Raw genomic sequence first — 18758 nt, 5'->3', positions numbered from 1 at the left:
GTTTGATAATGGCTAATCATAATCAAGAAAACTCACAACAAAGTGATATGGCTGAAAAGCTAATCGCCGTTAACCGCGTATCAAAAGTGGTTAAAGGTGGTCGTATTTTCAGTTTCACCGCATTAACAGTAGTTGGTGACGGTAATGGTCGTGTTGGTTTTGGTTACGGTAAAGCACGTGAAGTGCCTGCTGCAATCCAAAAAGCAATGGAAAAAGCACGTCGTAACATAGTAACCGTTGACTTGAAGGGTACTACTCTTCAACACGCTATCAAAGGCCGTCATTCTGGTTCTAAAGTTTACATGCAACCAGCTTCTGAAGGTACAGGTATCATCGCCGGTGGCGCGATGCGTGCAGTACTTGAAGTTGCAGGCGTTCAGAACGTATTGTCAAAAGCATACGGTTCTACTAACCCAATCAACGTAGTTCGCGCTACTGTTTCTGCCCTAGCGAATATGCATTCGCCAGAAGGCATGGCAGCTAAACGTGGCAAAAGCGTTGAAGACATTTTGGGGTAATTGAGCATGTCTAAAACAGTAAAAGTAACTCAAGTAAAAAGTTCTATCGGTCGTTTACCGAAGCATAGAGCTACATTAAGAGGCCTTGGTCTACGTCGTATCAACCATACAGTAGAGTTAGAAGATACTCCGTCTGTACGTGGTATGATTAACAAGGTTTATTACATGGTTAAGGTGGAGGATTAATAATGCATTTAAATACTTTATCCCCTGCACCGGGATCTAAAAAAGCTAAGAAACGCTGCGGTCGTGGTATTGGTTCTGGCATCGGTAAAACTGGTGGTCGTGGTCACAAAGGTCAGAAGTCTCGTTCTGGCGGTAGTGTACGTCCTGGTTTTGAAGGTGGTCAAATGCCTTTAAAACAACGTTTACCTAAGTTTGGTTTTACTTCACGTAAATCTTTAGTTCGCGCTGAAGTTCGTTTACATGAATTAAACCTTATTAAAGGCGATGTTGTAGATATCCACGCACTTAAAGACGCTGGTCTTATCAGCCGTAACATTGAAACAGCAAAAATTATGCTGTCTGGCGAAATTACTCGCAAGATCACTGTTCGTGGCTTAGGCGTAACTAAAGGTGCTCGTGCAGCTATTGAAGCTGCCGGTGGTAAAATCGAGGAATAATACAGAATGGCTACACCAGGAATGGATAACAAAGGCGCAGGCGGTTTGTCTGAGCTAAAACAAAGATTATGGTTCGTATTCGTTGCACTTGTAGTGCTTCGTTTAGGGTCATTTGTGCCAATCCCTGGTATTGACGCCGCTGTATTAGCTCAGTTCTTTGAACAACAAAAGGGTACCGTTGTAGAGATGTTTAACATGTTCTCTGGCGGTGCACTTGAGCGAGCCTCAGTATTGGCGCTTGGTATTATGCCGTACATCACAGCTTCTATCATTATGCAATTGCTTACGGTCATGCACCCGGCAATGGCAGAATTGAAAAAAGAAGGTGAAGCTGGACGTCGTAAAATCAGCCAATACACACGCTACGGCACTTTAGTTCTAGCAACAGTTCAGTCTATTGCGATTGCGAGAAGTTTACCGGAAATGATGCAAGGTTTAGTTATTAATGCTGGCTTTGGTTTCTATTTCACCGCGGTAGTAAGTTTGGTTACTGGTACCATGTTTTTAATGTGGTTAGGTGAGCAAATTACAGAGCGTGGTATAGGTAATGGTATTTCAATCATTATATTCGCTGGTATTGTTGCTGGCATGCCTTCAGCTGTTGGTCAAACAGCTGAGATGGCGCGTCAAGGTGAAATGCACCCATTAGTATTATTGCTTATTGGCGTTGTGGTATTTGCAGTAACTTTCTTGGTAGTCTTTGTAGAGCGTGGTCAACGACGTATTGTTGTCAATTACGCAAAACGTCAGCAAGGCCGTAAGGTATTTGCTGCACAAAGTACACATTTACCATTGAAAGTGAATATGGCTGGTGTAATACCAGCGATCTTTGCCTCAAGTCTTATCTTGTTCCCCGGCACTATTGCGAGCTGGTTTGGACAAGGAGACGGCCCCGTTGCAGATTTCTTACAAGGACTTTCTGGTGCAATGTCTCCAGGTCAACCTTTGTATGTAATGATGCTAGCGGCAGCAATTATATTTTTCTGTTTCTTTTATACGGCATTGGTTTTCAATCCGCGTGAAACAGCAGATAACTTGAAAAAGTCAGGTGCGTTCATTCCAGGGATTCGTCCAGGTGAACAAACATCCAAATACATTGATAAAGTAATGACTAGGTTGACCCTTGCGGGCGCTATGTATATTACCTTTGTCTGTTTGGTTCCTGAATTTATGATGATGGCATGGGACGTTCAGTTCTATTTTGGTGGTACTTCACTACTAATAATTGTTGTTGTTATCATGGATTTTATGGCACAAGTACAAACGCATATGATGTCTCATCAATATGATAGTGTGCTTAAAAAAGCTAACCTTAAAGGCTACGGCCGTTAGGCTAAAGCTAGGTAAACGGAGTATAAAATGAAAGTACGTGCATCCGTAAAAAAGATTTGTCGTAACTGTAAAGTGGTAAAGCGTAAGGGCGTAATTCGCGTTCTTTGTGCAGAGCCAAAGCACAAGCAACGTCAAGGTTAATTTAACCTAAGCGAAAGCTAAATCTTTTAGAACTGGCATTATGCAGATTTTTCTGTATAATGCCGCTTCGATTTGCGAAAAAAGAGTCTGGTTGAGTATCCTAACGGGCTTTTCAACCAATTAATTTTAAATTTTTATAGGAGATGTGTTAGTGGCCCGTATCGCTGGCATTAACATCCCTGATCGTAAGCATGCAGTAATCGCCATTACTGCGATTTACGGTATCGGTGCAACCCGTGCAAAAGCTATTTGTGCGGCAACTGGTATCGCTGAATCAACGAAGATCAGTGAATTAGACGAAGCTCAAATTGATTTGCTTCGTGCAGAAGTGGATAAATTCACCGTAGAAGGTGATTTACGCCGTGAAGTTTCAATGAACATTAAACGTCTTATGGATTTAGGTTGTTTCCGTGGCATTCGTCACCGTCGCAGTCTTCCTCTACGTGGTCAACGCACTAAAACAAATGCGCGTACACGTAAAGGTCCTCGTAAGCCAATTAAGAAGTAAGAGGAACTAGACAATGGCTAAAACCCCAGTTCGTACGCGTAAACGCGTAAAAAAACAAGTTGCTGATGGCATGGCTCATATCCATGCTTCTTTCAACAACACAATCGTGACTCTTACAGATCGTCAAGGTAATGCTTTATCTTGGGCGACTGCAGGTGGTTCAGGTTTCCGTGGTTCACGTAAATCTACACCTTTTGCTGCGCAAGTAGCTGCAGACCGCGCTGGCGCTGCTGCAAAAGAGTTTGGCTTGAAGAATATTGAAGTGTTCGTTAAAGGTCCAGGTCCAGGTCGTGAATCTGCTATCCGTGCCTTAAATGCTGCTGGTTTTAAAATCACCAACATTACAGACGTTACACCTATTCCTCATAATGGTTGTCGTCCTCCTAAGAAACGTCGCGTTTAATCGCTCTTTTTAGGATAGTTGGAGAAAGAAAATGGCAAGATATTTAGGTCCTAAGTTAAAGCTTAGCCGTCGTGAAGGTACAGATTTGTTCCTTAAAAGCGGTGTTAGAGCTATTGACACTAAATGTAAAATCGAAACAATTCCTGGTCAGCATGGCGCCCGTCGCGGTCGTTTATCTGATTACGGTGTTCAACTTCGTGAAAAACAAAAAGTTCGTCGTATGTATGGCGTACTTGAAAAACAATTTAGTAATTACTACAAAGAAGCGGCACGTTTAAAAGGTAATACAGGTGAAAACTTGTTACAACTTTTAGAAAAACGCTTAGATAACGTTGTTTACCGTATGGGCTATGCAAGCACTCGTGCTGAAGCTCGTCAATTAGTTAGCCATAAGGCTATCGTTGTAAACGGTGTTGTAGTTAATATTCCATCTTTCACTGTTAAAGCTGAAGATGTGGTTTCTGTTCGTGAGAAGTCTAAAACTCAAGCGCGTATCATTGCTGCTTTAGAATTGGCTGAACAACGCGAGAAGCCTGTCTGGGTAGAAGTAGATAACAAGAAACTTGAAGGCGTGTTCAAACGTGTTCCAGATCGTGCTGATTTATCTGCGGAAATTAATGAACAGTTGATTGTTGAACTTTACTCTAAATAGTAAAGTTGCACTTTAAGAGAGGACATATATGCAGGGTTCTGTAACCGAATTCCTTAGACCACGCTTAGTAGGCATTGAAACCGTTAGTGCTCGTCGTGCTAAGGTAACTTTAGAGCCATTAGAACGTGGTTTTGGTCACACTTTAGGTAATGCTTTACGCCGTATACTTTTATCTTCAATGCCAGGTTGTGCTGTAACTGAAGTTGAAATTGATGGTGTATTACACGAGTACAGTAGTAAAGAAGGTGTTCAAGAGGACATCATCGAAATATTGTTAAACCTTAAAGGGCTTGCAGTTATTTTAGAAGGCAAAGATGAAGCCGTTCTGACCTTAACTAAGTCTGGTGAAGGCCCTGTAACGGCAGCTGATATTCAGCATGATGGCGATGTAACTATTGCTAATCCAGATCATGTTATCTGCACCTTAACAGGTGATGGCTCTATCAGCATGCGTATTAAAGTTGAAATGGGACGTGGTTATGTTCCAGCTTCTACGCGCCGTGATGCCGAGGAAGAAGATCGTGCTATTGGTCGTTTGTTGGTTGATGCCTCATTCAGTCCTGTAGTAAGAATTGCTTATGATGTTGATTCTGCACGTGTTGAACAACGTACAGATTTAGACAAATTAGTATTAGACATGGAAACTAACGGAACGTTAGATCCAGAAGAAGCTATCCGTCGTGCTTCAACTATTCTAGCTGAACAGTTAGATGCGTTTGTTGAACTACGTGATATTAAAGAAGTTGAGCAAGTGGAAGAAAAACCATTGTTTGACCCTATTTTGCTTCGTCCTGTTGATGACTTAGAGTTAACTGTTCGTTCAGCTAACTGTCTAAAAGCAGAAGCAATTCAATATATTGGTGATTTAGTACAACGTGCTGAAGTTGAACTTCTTAAAACGCCTAATTTAGGTAAGAAGTCTTTAACTGAAATCAAAGACGTTTTAGCGTCTCGTGGTTTATCATTGGGTATGCGCCTAGAAAATTGGCCACCTGAAAGCATCGTTGACAACGACTAGTTCGATCATCGTTTTTTTAATAGTTTGAGAGAAGGATTAACTTATGCGTCATCGTCACAGCGGCCGCCAGTTAAACCGTAATAGCAGTCATCGTAAAGCGATGTTCCGCAATATGGCAAGCTCTTTAGTTAAGCACGGCGTTATCAAAACGACTGTAGCTAAAGCTAAAGAACTACGTATGGTAGTTGAGCCATTGATTACATTGGCTAAAACCGACAGTGTTGCAAATCGCCGTTTAGCGTTTGCTCGTACACAAGACAAAGAAGTAGTAGGTATTTTATTCAGCGAACTTGGTGCTCGTTACCAAGATCGTCCAGGTGGTTACACTCGCATTTTAAAATGTGGTTTCCGTACTGGTGATAAAGCGCCTATGGCTTACATTGAGTTAGTAGACCGCCCAGTAGTAGAAGATGCTCCTGAAGTAGTTGAAGAGTCAGCTGAAGCTTAAGCAATCGCTTAAACTTCATTATTAAAAAACCGAGCTATAGGCTCGGTTTTTTATTGTCATAAATTTAAGCCGTTATTACAGACTTAATTAATTCAACGTAATGTTGTCTTTAGCTACTTGACCTATGTGTCAATTCCCCGTATAAATTTAACTCCTGTATTTTTCCTCGCTAGCGAAACCGATTATGTCATCAAGAAACCCAATTATTGCTGTAACTGGTTCATCAGGGGCAGGTACATCAACTACCACATCGTCCTTCGAGCATATTTTTAGAACGTTAGGAATTAGTTCCGTTAATGTTGAGGGGGATAGTTTTCACCGTTTTTCTCGTCCAGAAATGGATATGGAAAAAAGAAAAGCAAAAGAGTCAGGTGCTAATATCAGTTATTTTGGAGACAAAGCGAATGACTTTGAAGCACTAGAGCGTCTTTTTCGTGATTATGGTGAACATGGCAAAGGGCAGACAAGGCGTTACTTACACACCTTTGACGAAGCTGTACCCTATAATCAAATGCCAGGTACATTTACCCCATGGGAAGACTTAGGGGAAGGTACAGACTTATTATATTACGAAGGCCTTCATGGTGGTGTTGTTACCGATACAATAGATGTGGCAAAGCATGTCGATTTGCTAATTGGTATGGTGCCCATTGTTAACTTAGAATGGATACAAAAAATTATTCGCGATACCAATAAACGCGGTCATAGTAGAGAAGCTGTCACGGCTAGTATCGTTAGAAGTATGGAAGATTATATTTCTTTTATAACCCCTCAATTTTCACGTACACATATAAACTTTCAACGTGTTCCTACCGTTGATACCTCAAACCCATTTAGTGCTAAAGCAATCCCATCGCTGGATGAGAGTTTTGTGGTGATACGATTTAGAGAAGTTAAAAATGTCGATTTTCAATACTATCTCCGGATGATTGATGGTTCATTTATGTCAAGGGTCAGTACGTTAGTCGTGCCAGGAGGTAAAATGGGCTTGGCAATGGAACTTATTTTAACACCGTTGATACGAGATTTAATTGAAAGAAAAACACAAGCTAATAAACAGCTTGATTGGATGAGCGACCTTTAAGCACAAATAAGAGACTCTATAATTACAAAATTAGTAATAATTAGCACCTGAAATTTTAGCTAATCAATCCAAAGCATTTCCTTAGATTTATTATTAAATAAGGTCTCGTCAAATATTACTTTTGTTATTTTAAGAGCCCTTAAAATTTAAATATTTATAATAGTAATATTTTACGCATTGCTCTTATATTATTTAAATAATTGTTACGCCTTTAGGCTTTATTTATGATCTCGAAGTCATGGGTGATATTGACTTTTTCTGCCAGCATTAAGGCGACAGAACAGTATTTATCTGCTGATAAACTGACTGCTCGCTCTACATGCTTTGCTTCTACATCAGTTCCTGTGATAATAAATTTAAGGTGAATGTCACTAAACAGTTTAGGCACTGAATCGACACGAGTACCAGAAATCTCCACCTTACAATCACTGACTTGTTGACGCGTTTTTTGCAAAATACTGACAACATCAACCGAAGAGCATCCACCGAGTGAGATAAGAACATTTTCTAAAGGACTTGGTGCAAGGTTGCCTCCGTTTGCATCAAGAACTATTGTGTGACCACTTTCTGAAGTACCTAAAAAAAGCTCGTCACCGAGCCATTTAACTTGTGCTTTCATTTTGTTTTTCTCTTATAACTAGAATGAGGAATGGTAAGTATTATATCGAGTTTTATCGCAATAATATTACCATTTTTTTTGCATGGCTTGCTATTGTGGGTTATTCATTTTGTTCTTTGGGGAGAGCGTTAATAACACTATCAAATAAATTTTTGATAAGTCCTGCAAACTCTTTAATGAAGGTTTTCTGTTCCGCTGTGACAGGGTTATTAACTACACCACTTAGGATCTCTTCTAAATCGTACACTATAGCATCGACTTCACGGATTATTGCATTGCGTTGATTGAAGGATAATTTAGTGTTTTGACTGCAAACGGAAATTATTTGTTCACTTAGTTCAATTTCGATGACTTCCATTACTGATTCTGTATTTTCAGCGCTTGCAGAGTTTTCAAATAAACTTAAATGTTCAGTGAGGTATTCGATAATGTGAATATAGCCTTCAGTGTCTGTAACCATAATACTAATTGTTACCTTTGAGAAAATTCAAACTACGATGGTTTGATTATAGCAGCTTAAAATTTTTTGTAGTTTCTACTTTTTATTTTATAGCATAGATGAAGAAGAAATGAATGGTAAAAGAAAAAAGATCAACTTGGGCAAAGGAGTTAGAAAAAAGCACTTTGTTCAATGTTAAGTAAACAAAGTGCTTTAAATAAATAGTTAAAAGATATTTTTCAGAAGTTAATTACAAACTAATTCGTGTACCTTTATCACCATTGCCAAGCGCAACATCGAGAAATGCGCCCTTTATTTGAGGACCAACAATAGCAATGTTTTTAACGCCATCAGCCAACACTGAAAGAGCCTCTTCTACTTTAGGTATCATACCGCCTTGTATTACACCTTCGTTAATGAGTGCCCGAGCTTCTTGCTCATTAACATGCGCAATACGAGTACCTTCATCACCGAGTTCACGGTATATAGCACCAACAGCAGTTGTTAGTAACAATAAGTCAGCCTTGAGCGCTCTAGCAATTTGCACCACTGTAGTATCTGCATTGATATTGAAAATACGACCAGAGTCTTGTTCAACACCAAGGGTTGCGATAACCGGTATTAAGCCTAGTTCAGTTAACTGTGTTAATAACTCTGCATTTACAGACGTTACATCACCGACTTCACCAAAATCAATAGGTTGATCGCCAGCACCTGACATAACGCGAGGTGGACGTTTAGTTGCGGTAACAAGTTTGCCTGACGCACCGTTACAGGCAAAAGCATTAACACCTACTTGTTGCAGCTCTTGTGCTAAGCTCACGTTAACTTCACCACAAATAGCTTGTTTTACTACCAATAAATCTGCTTCGCTAGTAATACGTCTACCAGCGACTTTATTGGGCACTAGGCCATGCTTTTCTTGCAAGGCGTTTACTTGTGGGCCACCGCCATGCAATAACACAACACGCCAGCCGGCATCGACAAGATCTTTAACGTTTGCAGCAATGCCACTACGTTCGACTTCACCTTGCAGTACATCGCCGCCGACTTTTACAACAGCGATAGGTTGATGACTTTGATTAATGGTCATGCTAAAGCCTTACTTATGGCCAAATGCCAGGTTGATCAAGACCAAATGATGCATCTTTACCTGTCATTAAGTTAAAGCTTTGAATGGCTTGACCAGCACCACCTTTGACTAGGTTATCGATAGCTGTAATACAAGCTAATGTACGCTGGCCAGTTACTTCATCGATACGAACGCTAATACCTACTTCAACTCGAATAGTATTTTTAACAGCAACCACTTCAGGACTTTGACCTAATGGCATAACAATAACGCTGCGGTGTTCGGCATAGTATTCTTCATAAAGCTTTTGAATGTCTGCTTCAGAAAAGTCTTCAGGTAAATCTAATTGCGAAATAGCTAAAATACCACGAACAAGCGGTGCTGAAACAGGAATAAAGTCAAGCGAAGTATTATTAGCACCTGCTTTACCTAACGTCTGTAAAATCTCAGCTCTGTGTTGATGTTGCAATGTTTTATAAGCTTTTAAGTTGTTAGTACGAACAGGGTGATGTGTACCTTCAATTGGGCGTACACCAGAACCTGATGAACCTGTCATGGCAACGGTTCTTACGTTGCTATCGACTAAAATACCTGCTTTAGCAAGGGGTAATAAACCTACCGCAATACCAGTAGCAAAACAACCAGGGCTTGCAACATATTGTGCATCTTTAATGGCTTCAGCATTTAATTCAGGCATACCGTATGTAAATGTGCCTAAACGATCAGCACAAGGGTGCTCAGGAGCATAATCGCGAATATAATCGTCTAAGCTGTCTAATCTGAAGTCACCTGATAAATCAATAATACGAACACCCGTATCAAATAATTCCATTGCTACTCGAGCAGTGATGATGTGTGGCATTGCTAAGAAAACAATATCAGCACCTTCAACACAGGCTTGCGGTGTAATATCTTCAATAACAAGGTCAGTTTTATCTAAACCAAATAGTGAGCGGTGTACTTGACCAATTGTTTTTCCAACGTAGTCTTTACTTGAAACACGTAATACTTCTACATCATCACGGACAATTAAGTGACGAAGTAATTCTGCAGCGCCATAGCCTGCGCCGCCAATAATCGATACTTTAGTTTTGCTCATGAGTTTCCTCTTTTTTCAGTGATTAATCGCATATAATTTGTAGCAATTAATTAATGACTGGTCATTAAGCGGACCAGTATGACGCTTTAATATTAAGTTTTTATAATTCGCAAGGAATTACCATCAAGGCAGCGCGTTGACCAATACCAACATTAGCATTTGGAAAAACGATACTTTCACCTTCATGTGAGGTTTGATAATTTTGCTCATCTTCAGCCAGTAAGGTACCTGCTGGATAACCAGTGAAATTGCTGACATCATCAGCGATATTTAGCTTAAACTCTTCTGTATATTTAGTGATGTCACCTAACACTTTAAATAAATTAAAGTCGGCATTATCAAATGGCTTGAGTTCTATCGCTTCATTACTAACAAACGCTGATAGGGTGTTATAAGCGGCAGCAAATTTTGACATGTCATTCTCACCAAAACCTCTCACTTTCCCAAGCTCTACTGTGAAGGCATGTGCGGAAAAGTTAGCGCTACTGTAGTATGAGAAAGTGCCACTTGGTGCATGACCAAATAAAATGGTGTTTACACCACAGGCTCTCATAAAGGCTAACTGCTCTTTATCCCATGGCTTATCACCTTGATAAGGATAAATGGCGAATTTTTCATGCTGAGAAGGTCTTATTGCTGTGTGTAGATCATAGTGATACGTGGTAGCATCATTTTTTGCGAAGTTACTGCCGACATGATTAAAGAAGTTACTTACGTAAGTTTCTAATTTTTCTGCGCGTTCTTTTTCATAGCACTGGGCGATATCTTTATATTTACCGCAGAATAAACGGTTTAAGTTTTCTACGGCAAAACGTTTACTAATGTTCATTGAAACAGGGTTACCAATAATGAACAAGGTACGGTGAGCAACTTGGCGTCGACCTTGTACAATGTCTTGCAGTATTTGATTTACAATTTCAATTGGCGCTGTTTCATTGCCATGAATACCTGAAGAAATAACAATGTTTTTTAATGGCTGAGCAAGTTCATTTGGCTCTATAACCAAGACACCGATATCAAGTAACTTAGCCGTTGCTTGAGCAAGAGGAAACGTTAATGATGCATTCTCTTGATTTTCTAACCCTCGTTCAAAAGGCTGAGTTAGCGCAAGAAAGTCACCTGTTTCTTTAAAGGTATTAAATGCCTGAATAAACTCAGCTGAAGCGGCATTAATTAATGATGTTTGGGTAGTCATTAGAACGATAATCCTGGGCTAAGTGATTCTGGCAGTGCAACTTTTTCTACTTCAACAGAAGAAATAGGGAATGCACAGTAGTCAGCAGCGTAATAAGCACCTGCTCTGTGGTTACCACTCGCACCGATACCACCAAATGGTGCAGCACTGTTAGCGCCTGTTGTTGGACGGTTTCGGTTAACAATTCCTGCACGAATACGACTTAAAAATTGCTGCCATAAGGCTTCGCTGTCACTTAATAAACCAGCAGAAAGACCAAAGCTTGTTGCGTTTGCTTGGTCAATTGCTTGTTCAAAGGTATCGTAACGATACACTTTTAATAACGGACCAAAATGCTCTTCATCTGGGATGTTAGCAACGTTAGTTACCTCAACAATTGCTGGTGTAACAAAGCCTGTGTTTGGTGTATGTTTCATTTCAACCAACACATTACCACCTAAATCGATAAGCTCTTGCTGGGCTGCCATCATACCTAGGGCTGCTTTTTCAGAGATAAGTGAACTAACAAAAGCGTTTTCATCATCATAAGCACCACTTTTTATCTGTTTAGTTACTTCAACTAAACGGGCTAAAATAGCATCGCCTGTTTCATTGTTCTCAAGGAATAAGCGCCTTGCACAAGTGCAGCGCTGGCCAGTGGTAACAAAAGCCGATTGAATAATGTCATGTACAACCGCATCGACATCAATCACATCTTTAACGATTAATGGATTATTGCCACCCATTTCTAAAGCTAAAATTTTACCTGGTTGTCCCGCAAATTGTTGGTGCAATAGATGTCCTGTGGCTGAGCTACCGGTAAAGAATAAACCGTCAATACCTGCATGGCTTGCTAATGCTTTGCCTGTTTCTACTTCACCTTGAACCATGTTAATAACACCTTCAGGTAAGCCTGCTTTTTGCCATAACTTCATGGTGATTTGAGCAACAAGCGGTGTAAGTTCACTGGGTTTGAAAACCACTGTGTTACCTGCTAATAAGGCTGGTACAATGTGGCTGTTAGGTAAATGAGCAGGAAAGTTGTATGGGCCAAATACAGCAACAACGCCATGTGGTCTATGTCTAATGTAGGCTTTTGCACCAGGCATAGGGTTTTCAACGGTACCTGTACGTTCGTTAAACGCACGAACAGAGATCCCTACTTTACCGACCATGGCACCAATTTCGGTACGAGTTTCCCAAAGCAAACGACCTGTTTCTTGGGCGATAGCTGTCGCTAACTCTTCTTTGTGTTCAGCTAAGACCTCAGCAAATTTTTCAACAATAGCTAACCGTTGTTCAAATGACTTATCAGCCCATTGGTAAAATGCTTGGCGTGATGAAGCGATAGCTTGATCAACTTGCTCTGGCGTTGCTGATTCACCTTGCCATAATTGTTCATTATTCGCCGGGTTAGTGGACACAAACGAGTCACCTTGACCCGCATGCCAGTTACCTTGAATGAAATGTGTATGAGTTGACATATTTATTCCTAAAAATCTTTTAAAGGGTTAGTTAGAAACTAGGCGGACCCAGTCTCCTTCTTTCACTAATAATGCATCAGCAACTTCTTGGCTGATCACAACTTGTTCGGCAGTTGATCTAAGTGAAAGGGGAGCTTGTGTCGCTCTAAAATTTGCTACGTCACTGTTACAAATAATATAGTTATCTGTTGATTGCACATCGCCAATAATCACTTGGCAACGCTTGCTTTTATTGATTGTTTTAATGTTTTTAACATTAGCTTCAACGGTTGGGCCACCATCAAAAATATCAACATAGCCACGTCTTGAAAAACCTTCAGCCTCTAATAAACGCACTGCTGGTACTGTATGTGGATGCACTTGGTTTATTACCGCTTGAGCATCTTTACTTAGCAAGTTGACATAAATAGGGTATTTCGGCATTAACTCAGCAATAAACACTTTTTTGCCTATACCAGTTAAGTAATCTGCTGTTGGAAAGTCGATAGAGAAGAAATGTTCTTCCAACCATGCCCAAAACGGTGAACGACCTTCATCGTCAGAAACACCACGCATTTCAGCAATAACCGTATCATCGAAACGCTCTGGGTGTTCTGCAATAAATAGGAAGCGAAAACGTGATAAAAACCGACCGTTATTATTTTTTCTGTGGGTCTCACTTAAAAATAAGGTACAAATTTCTGTTGCGCCGGTGTAGTCATTACATAAAGACAATGTTTCTACGGTGTTATAAATATTGAGTTCACGAGAGTTATGAACCACCTTGCCTAAATGATAGTGATAGAATGCATCTTCCAACCCTACAGCCGCTTCTATACCACTGGTACCAACTACTTGACCCGTGTCAGTATCTTCCATAACAAAAAGGTAGCCTTCATCTCCTGGCTGGCTTACTTTTTTAGTAAACGATGCTTCAGTGCGAGCTATTTTGTTTTGCAGTAACTCTTCGTTGACGGGTAGTGAAGTAAATCCATGGCCTGATTCCACGGCAATTCGATGCAGTGCTTCATAGTCATTCTTTTGAATAGGGCGTACGATGATCATAAAATGCTCTCAATGATTACGTTGAAGAAAATGGCATAAGAATCGTTCTTATGCCATATGAAGGGGGAGATTAATTAACCTGCAATTTTAGCAACGGCTTTTTCAAAACGCGCTAAACCTTCAACGATATCTTCATTAGGAATCACTAATGATGGAGCAAAACGTACAATGTTTGCGCCAGCCACTAAAGTCATTACGCCTTCAGCCATTGCTGCAACTAAGAAGTCTTTTGCTTTACCTTGGTAGTTTTCATTTAACACAGCGCCAATTAGTAAACCTTTACCACGAATTTCAGTGAAAACATTGTATTTTGCGTTGATAGCATTTAAACCATCAACATAAAGTTGATGTTTAGCTTTAACGCCTTCGAATACTTCAGCTGTGTTTACAGTGTCTATAACGGCTTCACCAACAGCACAAGCTAGTGGGTTACCACCATAAGTACTACCGTGAGTACCAATCTTCAAGTGTTTAGCAATGTCTGTAGTGGTTAGCATAGCGCCAATAGGGAAACCGCCACCTAGACCTTTTGCTGAGGTAAGAATATCTGGAGTAACACCTAGATCTTGGTAGGCATATAATGTACCTAAACGGCCAATACCCGTTTGTACTTCATCAAAAATTAATAAAGCATTGTGTTGATCACATAAATCGCGAACACCTTGAATGAACTCAGGCGTTGGTGAAACAATACCACCTTCACCTTGCAATGGTTCAATCATTACAGCGCAGGTTTTATCTGAGATAAGGGCTTTTAAACTATCTAAATTGTTATATTCAGCATGATCAATCGCGCCAGGCTTAGGACCAAAACCATCAGAGTAAGCAGCTTGACCACCTACTGTTACTGTGAAGAATGTACGACCGTGGAAACCTTGTTTAAAGGCAATGATTTGCGATTTATCTTCACCGTAAACATCTAATGCCCAGCGACGTGCAAGCTTTAACGCTGCTTCATTTGATTCAGCACCAGAGTTTGAGAAATACACTTTGTCAGCGAAAGTATTGTCAACAAGCTTTTTAGCTAAACGTAATGCAGGTTCATTTGTCATTACATTTGATAAATGCCAAATCTTTTCACCTTGCTCTTTTAATGCATTGACTAATGCAGGGTGACAGTGACCTAAACTATTTACCGCGATACCGCCAGCAAAGTCGATTAGTTCATTATCTTGTTGATCCCACACTCGAGAGCCTTGACCGCGCACTGGAATAACCGCTGAAGGTGCGTAATTTGGCACCATAACATCATCAAATAATTCGCGACCAACAGGAAAATGTTCTGACATTTTAAAATCCTCAATATAAAGTGGGTAAAGTTTTCAAATACAAATAGTAGTAGCAGTAAAGCTTACTTTATTTTGCTTACTTTAGTTAATCTCCAAAGCAAATAATGCACAACTATTTAAAAAATAGGCGCATATTATGGCAGATTATAGGTGGATTGTCTTGTGTTGTTGCGCTGAAAGCCTTATAAAACAAGGCTTCTGAGGGTTTTATTCAGTTTGGGTGAATATTTATAGTGCTGATAATAAATGTACAGGAGGTGATCATCAGTTAAACGCTATGAGCTTGCTTTTAAGATTCATCAATAGCTGACTTCTCATAATTAATCAGAAAAAAATTCACGAAAAAACACTAAAATGACGTTTTATTAACTGAAATTGAGCTTAATGTGGTCAATATCACTCTTTTTAAGTAGTGATATTTCACTCGTGCTTAAATTAACACTTTGCAAAAACGCTTTGGTTTCATCAGCATTAATTAATTCTTCTTTCGCTAAACTACGAAAAGCAATAAAGGCTTTTGCTTTGGCCACTATTTGAGCGATAGGGCACATTTTTTTCGCGTCTTGCGCGTAAGCCAAATCAAATATTGCTTCAGTAATACGTAAGTGTTCAAAGTTCATTTGCTCTACTAAATCGGCAGATAACTTCGCACTGCGTAATACTATTTGTTCTAAGAGAATATCGGGCGAAGTATTGATTTTAACTAGAATGTTATGTAAACGCTTGTCTTTATTATTATAAGCATCTTTTAATTGTTCACTATGCATTTCATTAAACGTTGTTAAAAAGCAACGTGTAACAGCGAGTTGGCCAATATTTGAAAGCATACCTGCAGTAAATGCACTGAATGAATCAAGGGATTGGTGTTCTGCAAGGGTTTTTGCTGCCAGCGCTACTGATAAACTGTCGTTCCACAGTTTTCTTTTCATTAAACCATAAGGTGCAGTACTTGTTGGTAACCAATGTTTTAGAATGAATGTTGGCATAACAAGCTTTAGGTTATCAAGACCTATGTAACTTAATGCAAGTTTGCCATCAGTTACTTGTACGTCAGCACGCTTGCGATATTGGGGTTTATTTACAAGGTTGATTAAATCGTTATTTAACCAAGATAATGAGGCTGCTAGTGGATAAATTCGATTAACGGATGCGGCTCTTTTAGACAAAATTTCTAATATGTCTGGTGCTGCATCTTCTATACCCAAAATTGTATGGTATAAATGCTCTTTACTGTCAAAGTCTTCATTAATCTTACTACGAACTTGATCAAAAAAACGTTGTGTGATTTGTTGCCTGAAATGCGCTTCACCATGATCAGCAATAATTTTATTTTGTTGGGCTTCTAATTCAACATCCAATAACTCTCTACGTCTATTTTCTTGCTCACTATCTTGGTGTTCTACCGTTGCAACTTTGCCATTGCGTTGCTCAGCATAATCTTTACCAATAGATAAACTAATAGCGCGTTGGTAAATCGAAGAAGTAAGGTCTTGGTTGTCAAAAAGTTGCATAGAGTTTGTTTTTATAATCCGTCTATCGAATTGCTAGATTTTATTTTATAAGTTTATCGTTTAAAAAAAAGAAAGCACGTACATAATGAAAAAAACATCATAATATAATAGTGCACAGTGTAAATTAACTTATCGGATAATGTTGGTAATCCTTGATAAAGTTTTCTAAAAGTTGCTGTCCTTGCTCTGTTAAAATCGATTCAGGGTGAAATTGCACACTGGCAATAGGGTAATGCTTATGCTTTAACGCCATTATTTCACCATCAACAGTTAAAGCTGTTATTTCAAGTTCAGTGGGTAAACTTTGTTTTTCAACAATAAGAGAGTGGTATCGTGTGACTGCAAGTGGTTGTGGTAAGTTTGCGAAAAGCCCTTGTTTATTATGCTCAATACGACTTACTTTACCATGCATAACTTGTTTCGCTTTGACCACTTGTCCCCCAAAATGTTGTGCAATACATTGATGTCCTAAACAAACACCGAGTATGGGGGTTTTGTCGGCAAAATGTGCAATTGCATTAAGTGATATGCCCGCCGCATTAGGATCGCATGGCCCTGGTGATATTACGATATATTGAGGTGAAAGTATTTCAATCTCTGCAATTGTTACTTCATTATTACGCTTTACCAATACTTCTTCTCCAAGTGCTTGAAAATAATGCACTAAATTAAAGGTAAATGAATCGTAATTATCGATCATTAATATCAAAGGGTAAGCCTACTATTGAGAAGTTTAAAATAAGGGAGAATGAAAATCGCCGCTATTCTAATGCTTTTGTGCAGAGGTGGCAATGCTATAAGTAAGTTTGGCGAGAAGGTTACAAACAGTAGAAACCGAAAAAAAAAGTAAGAAACTAGTAGAGCTAGTTTCTTACTTTTTGTTATATTTTACTACTAACTATGAAAAATCAGTCATTAAAATTTAGCAGTTAACTGTACCCATAATTTGTCAGTATCTGATGCAATATCTTCAGCACTAAAATTAGCGTATTTTACTAAAACACCGTAATTTTTATTGAATGCGTAGGTACCGACTAAGTTTAATTCGTTACCAAAATCTAAACCACCAACATCAGAAGAGAATTCATGGTAAGTCGCAGCAAGCTTAACACCAGCAAATTTACCTTTAGCTGTTAAATAAATGTCTTCTAAACCTTGACCTGGAGTGCCTAAAAACTTATCAGCCCAACCATTAAATTTATGTTTAGTTGCAAGTGGCGTGTTAAAACCAACACCGTTATCACTACCAAGTAACTCATAGCCACCCAATACAGTAACAGGGCCAAATTTTGAGCCTACTTCAGCATTAATGTATGTAGCTGTGTAGCTTGCAGGGTTATCGCCATTGTCACTTTGTGAAGCAAGACTTGCATTAACAAAAACTGGGCCAAACTTACCGTTATATAGTGCACCATAAGTGCTAGTAGAGTTAGCTACAGCGGTATCGTAATCTAAAATGTAAGCAAAGCCAGCAATTTTATGCTGTTTGTTGAACTTATAGTTAACATTTGCTAAATGGAAATCACCTTTTACATTACCACCTAAAATACTGTTAATGTTATGAATGTAACCGTAATCTACTGATAAAGCACCTGCTTTATATTGTGCACGAACACCATCATAGGTTTGTTCGTTTTGACGCCAGCCAACACCACCAACAAAACGTTGATTGTTATGTAAAACACGTTGACGACCTACAACGGCACTAAAACCATTGTTGGCGTACTTTATAAAAGCTTGGTTTACATCAGTGCCTTGCGGATCCGCTACTACTGGGTATTCTGTTTGACCATTTGTCTTACTATTATAGTCATCAACTAAGGCATCAACCTTATCGACTTCAAGACCTAATGAAAAATTTTGGTATGAACCAGTATCTAGTGTAATACGGCTTTTTAGTGTTAACGCGTCAGCACTTTTTTCTACACCGTCTTGATCAACACCTTCATAACGTGCGCGAAAGTTTACTTTTACTTTGCTATCAGCTAATGCTGCAGAAATGTCTTTACCGTGTGCAGTTTCGCCTGCGAATGCTGTAGGGGCAGCTATAATTGATGCTGCTACTATAGATAAAGCAAATTTACCTGTTTTCATAATAATATCCTAATTTCATGTTTTATAAAAAATATGTTATTCGGCTTTAATTGTTGTTTTTTGTAACCGTTTTACTGTATGGGTGAATTTTTGCACTCAGCTTGTTTTTAATGTTTGATTTAAATCAAGTTGTGAAAGTAAGTTATTTAATAGATTGCAAATCTTGATTTGCATCAACTTTATTACGACTTTGGTCTATATTCTTC

General features: G+C 39.2%; 22 protein-coding genes. 11 read left to right on the top strand and 11 right to left on the bottom strand.

Annotated features, from left to right (window positions below):
* Positions 1-8: 8 nt before the first annotated feature.
* The 11 genes from rpsE to D1094_RS06665 all read left to right on the top strand — a co-directional run bounded on the left by rpsE (position 9) and on the right by D1094_RS06665 (position 6727).
* Positions 9-518, top strand: coding sequence for a 30S ribosomal protein S5 (gene rpsE / locus D1094_RS06715; RefSeq protein ID WP_118959324.1), 510 nt, complete (start codon positions 9-11; stop codon positions 516-518).
* A gap of 6 nt (positions 519-524) precedes the next feature.
* Positions 525-704, top strand: a complete 180-nt coding sequence (rpmD, locus tag D1094_RS06710) for a 50S ribosomal protein L30 (protein ID WP_118959323.1) — start codon at positions 525-527, stop codon at positions 702-704.
* A gap of 2 nt (positions 705-706) precedes the next feature.
* On the top strand, positions 707-1141 hold the full coding sequence (gene rplO / locus D1094_RS06705) for a 50S ribosomal protein L15 (protein ID WP_118959322.1): 435 nt from the start codon (positions 707-709) through the stop codon (positions 1139-1141).
* A gap of 6 nt (positions 1142-1147) precedes the next feature.
* Complete coding sequence (gene secY, locus D1094_RS06700) at positions 1148-2473, top strand: preprotein translocase subunit SecY (RefSeq protein ID WP_118959321.1); 1326 nt, start codon at positions 1148-1150, stop codon at positions 2471-2473.
* Between the two features lie 27 nt (positions 2474-2500).
* A complete protein-coding gene (rpmJ, locus tag D1094_RS06695) occupies positions 2501-2614 on the top strand; it encodes a 50S ribosomal protein L36 (protein WP_118959320.1) in 114 nt (37 codons plus the stop codon).
* A gap of 151 nt (positions 2615-2765) precedes the next feature.
* A complete protein-coding gene (gene rpsM / locus D1094_RS06690; RefSeq protein ID WP_118959319.1) occupies positions 2766-3122 on the top strand; it encodes a 30S ribosomal protein S13 in 357 nt (118 codons plus the stop codon).
* Between the two features lie 13 nt (positions 3123-3135).
* A complete protein-coding gene (gene rpsK, locus D1094_RS06685; RefSeq protein ID WP_070375058.1) occupies positions 3136-3525 on the top strand; it encodes a 30S ribosomal protein S11 in 390 nt (129 codons plus the stop codon).
* A gap of 31 nt (positions 3526-3556) precedes the next feature.
* On the top strand, positions 3557-4177 hold the full coding sequence (rpsD, locus tag D1094_RS06680; protein ID WP_118959318.1) for a 30S ribosomal protein S4: 621 nt from the start codon (positions 3557-3559) through the stop codon (positions 4175-4177).
* Between the two features lie 28 nt (positions 4178-4205).
* Positions 4206-5195, top strand: coding sequence for a DNA-directed RNA polymerase subunit alpha (locus D1094_RS06675; protein ID WP_118959317.1), 990 nt, complete (start codon positions 4206-4208; stop codon positions 5193-5195).
* 43 nt (positions 5196-5238) lie between these two features.
* The gene (gene rplQ, locus D1094_RS06670) at positions 5239-5643 is read left to right on the top strand and encodes a 50S ribosomal protein L17 (protein WP_118959316.1); all 405 of its coding nucleotides are present in this window, start codon (positions 5239-5241) and stop codon (positions 5641-5643) included.
* A gap of 184 nt (positions 5644-5827) precedes the next feature.
* On the top strand, positions 5828-6727 hold the full coding sequence (locus tag D1094_RS06665; RefSeq protein WP_118959315.1) for a phosphoribulokinase: 900 nt from the start codon (positions 5828-5830) through the stop codon (positions 6725-6727).
* 211 nt (positions 6728-6938) lie between these two features.
* Here the strand turns inward: D1094_RS06665 and D1094_RS06660 are convergent, their stop codons facing one another.
* From D1094_RS06660 to D1094_RS06610, 11 genes are all read right to left on the bottom strand, one after another.
* A complete protein-coding gene (locus tag D1094_RS06660; RefSeq protein ID WP_118959314.1) occupies positions 6939-7346 on the bottom strand; it encodes an OsmC family protein in 408 nt (135 codons plus the stop codon).
* Between the two features lie 100 nt (positions 7347-7446).
* A complete protein-coding gene (locus tag D1094_RS06655) occupies positions 7447-7806 on the bottom strand; it encodes a DUF3802 family protein (RefSeq protein WP_118959313.1) in 360 nt (119 codons plus the stop codon).
* Between the two features lie 229 nt (positions 7807-8035).
* Positions 8036-8878, bottom strand: a complete 843-nt coding sequence (gene argB, locus D1094_RS06650; RefSeq protein ID WP_118959312.1) for an acetylglutamate kinase — start codon at positions 8876-8878, stop codon at positions 8036-8038.
* A gap of 13 nt (positions 8879-8891) precedes the next feature.
* The gene (gene argC, locus D1094_RS06645; protein WP_118959311.1) at positions 8892-9956 is read right to left on the bottom strand and encodes an N-acetyl-gamma-glutamyl-phosphate reductase; all 1065 of its coding nucleotides are present in this window, start codon (positions 9954-9956) and stop codon (positions 8892-8894) included.
* Positions 9957-10056: 100 nt separating this feature from the next.
* Positions 10057-11151: a succinylglutamate desuccinylase gene (gene astE / locus D1094_RS06640; RefSeq protein ID WP_118959310.1), complete on the bottom strand. Its 1095-nt coding sequence runs from the start codon at positions 11149-11151 to the stop codon at positions 10057-10059.
* The gene (astD, locus tag D1094_RS06635) at positions 11151-12614 is read right to left on the bottom strand and encodes a succinylglutamate-semialdehyde dehydrogenase (RefSeq protein ID WP_118959309.1); all 1464 of its coding nucleotides are present in this window, start codon (positions 12612-12614) and stop codon (positions 11151-11153) included. The genes astE and astD overlap by 1 nt, the downstream gene beginning before the upstream one ends.
* 27 nt (positions 12615-12641) lie before the next feature.
* Positions 12642-13658, bottom strand: coding sequence for an arginine N-succinyltransferase (astA, locus tag D1094_RS06630; protein ID WP_118959308.1), 1017 nt, complete (start codon positions 13656-13658; stop codon positions 12642-12644).
* Positions 13659-13732: 74 nt separating this feature from the next.
* Positions 13733-14947, bottom strand: a complete 1215-nt coding sequence (locus D1094_RS06625; RefSeq protein WP_118959307.1) for an aspartate aminotransferase family protein — start codon at positions 14945-14947, stop codon at positions 13733-13735.
* 365 nt (positions 14948-15312) lie between these two features.
* A complete protein-coding gene (locus D1094_RS06620; protein WP_118959306.1) occupies positions 15313-16458 on the bottom strand; it encodes an HDOD domain-containing protein in 1146 nt (381 codons plus the stop codon).
* Positions 16459-16582: 124 nt separating this feature from the next.
* The gene (locus D1094_RS06615; protein ID WP_118959305.1) at positions 16583-17167 is read right to left on the bottom strand and encodes an aminodeoxychorismate/anthranilate synthase component II; all 585 of its coding nucleotides are present in this window, start codon (positions 17165-17167) and stop codon (positions 16583-16585) included.
* Positions 17168-17373: 206 nt separating this feature from the next.
* Positions 17374-18552, bottom strand: a complete 1179-nt coding sequence (locus D1094_RS06610) for an alginate export family protein (protein ID WP_118959304.1) — start codon at positions 18550-18552, stop codon at positions 17374-17376.
* Positions 18553-18758 lie beyond the last annotated feature (206 nt).

The sequence above is a fragment of the Colwellia sp. RSH04 genome (genome assembly GCF_003545765.1).
Lineage (GTDB): Bacteria > Pseudomonadota > Gammaproteobacteria > Enterobacterales > Alteromonadaceae > Colwellia.
The sequence above is the reverse complement of the archived record's forward strand: the minus strand, read 5'-3'. Positions and strand labels throughout refer to the sequence as shown.

Bases quoted from the DNA above. Each gene is read 5' to 3' on its own strand.
- D1094_RS06655 (WP_118959313.1), bottom strand. From the start codon at position 7,806: ATGGTTACAGACACTGAAGGCTATATTCACATTATCGAATACCTCACT.
- D1094_RS06665 (WP_118959315.1), top strand. From the start codon at position 5,828: ATGTCATCAAGAAACCCAATTATTGCTGTAACTGGTTCATCAGGGGCA.
- rpsD (WP_118959318.1), top strand. From the start codon at position 3,557: ATGGCAAGATATTTAGGTCCTAAGTTAAAGCTTAGCCGTCGTGAAGGT.
- D1094_RS06610 (WP_118959304.1), bottom strand. From the start codon at position 18,552: ATGAAAACAGGTAAATTTGCTTTATCTATAGTAGCAGCATCAATTATA.
- rpmJ (WP_118959320.1), top strand. From the start codon at position 2,501: ATGAAAGTACGTGCATCCGTAAAAAAGATTTGTCGTAACTGTAAAGTG.
- rplQ (WP_118959316.1), top strand. From the start codon at position 5,239: ATGCGTCATCGTCACAGCGGCCGCCAGTTAAACCGTAATAGCAGTCAT.
- D1094_RS06675 (WP_118959317.1), top strand. From the start codon at position 4,206: ATGCAGGGTTCTGTAACCGAATTCCTTAGACCACGCTTAGTAGGCATT.
- rpsE (WP_118959324.1), top strand. From the start codon at position 9: ATGGCTAATCATAATCAAGAAAACTCACAACAAAGTGATATGGCTGAA.
- astE (WP_118959310.1), bottom strand. From the start codon at position 11,151: ATGACTACCCAAACATCATTAATTAATGCCGCTTCAGCTGAGTTTATT.
- D1094_RS06660 (WP_118959314.1), bottom strand. From the start codon at position 7,346: ATGAAAGCACAAGTTAAATGGCTCGGTGACGAGCTTTTTTTAGGTACT.
- astA (WP_118959308.1), bottom strand. From the start codon at position 13,658: ATGATCATCGTACGCCCTATTCAAAAGAATGACTATGAAGCACTGCAT.
- rpsK (WP_070375058.1), top strand. From the start codon at position 3,136: ATGGCTAAAACCCCAGTTCGTACGCGTAAACGCGTAAAAAAACAAGTT.
- argB (WP_118959312.1), bottom strand. From the start codon at position 8,878: ATGACCATTAATCAAAGTCATCAACCTATCGCTGTTGTAAAAGTCGGC.
- D1094_RS06625 (WP_118959307.1), bottom strand. From the start codon at position 14,947: ATGTCAGAACATTTTCCTGTTGGTCGCGAATTATTTGATGATGTTATG.
- secY (WP_118959321.1), top strand. From the start codon at position 1,148: ATGGCTACACCAGGAATGGATAACAAAGGCGCAGGCGGTTTGTCTGAG.
- rpmD (WP_118959323.1), top strand. From the start codon at position 525: ATGTCTAAAACAGTAAAAGTAACTCAAGTAAAAAGTTCTATCGGTCGT.
- D1094_RS06620 (WP_118959306.1), bottom strand. From the start codon at position 16,458: ATGCAACTTTTTGACAACCAAGACCTTACTTCTTCGATTTACCAACGC.
- rplO (WP_118959322.1), top strand. From the start codon at position 707: ATGCATTTAAATACTTTATCCCCTGCACCGGGATCTAAAAAAGCTAAG.
- astD (WP_118959309.1), bottom strand. From the start codon at position 12,614: ATGTCAACTCATACACATTTCATTCAAGGTAACTGGCATGCGGGTCAA.
- argC (WP_118959311.1), bottom strand. From the start codon at position 9,956: ATGAGCAAAACTAAAGTATCGATTATTGGCGGCGCAGGCTATGGCGCT.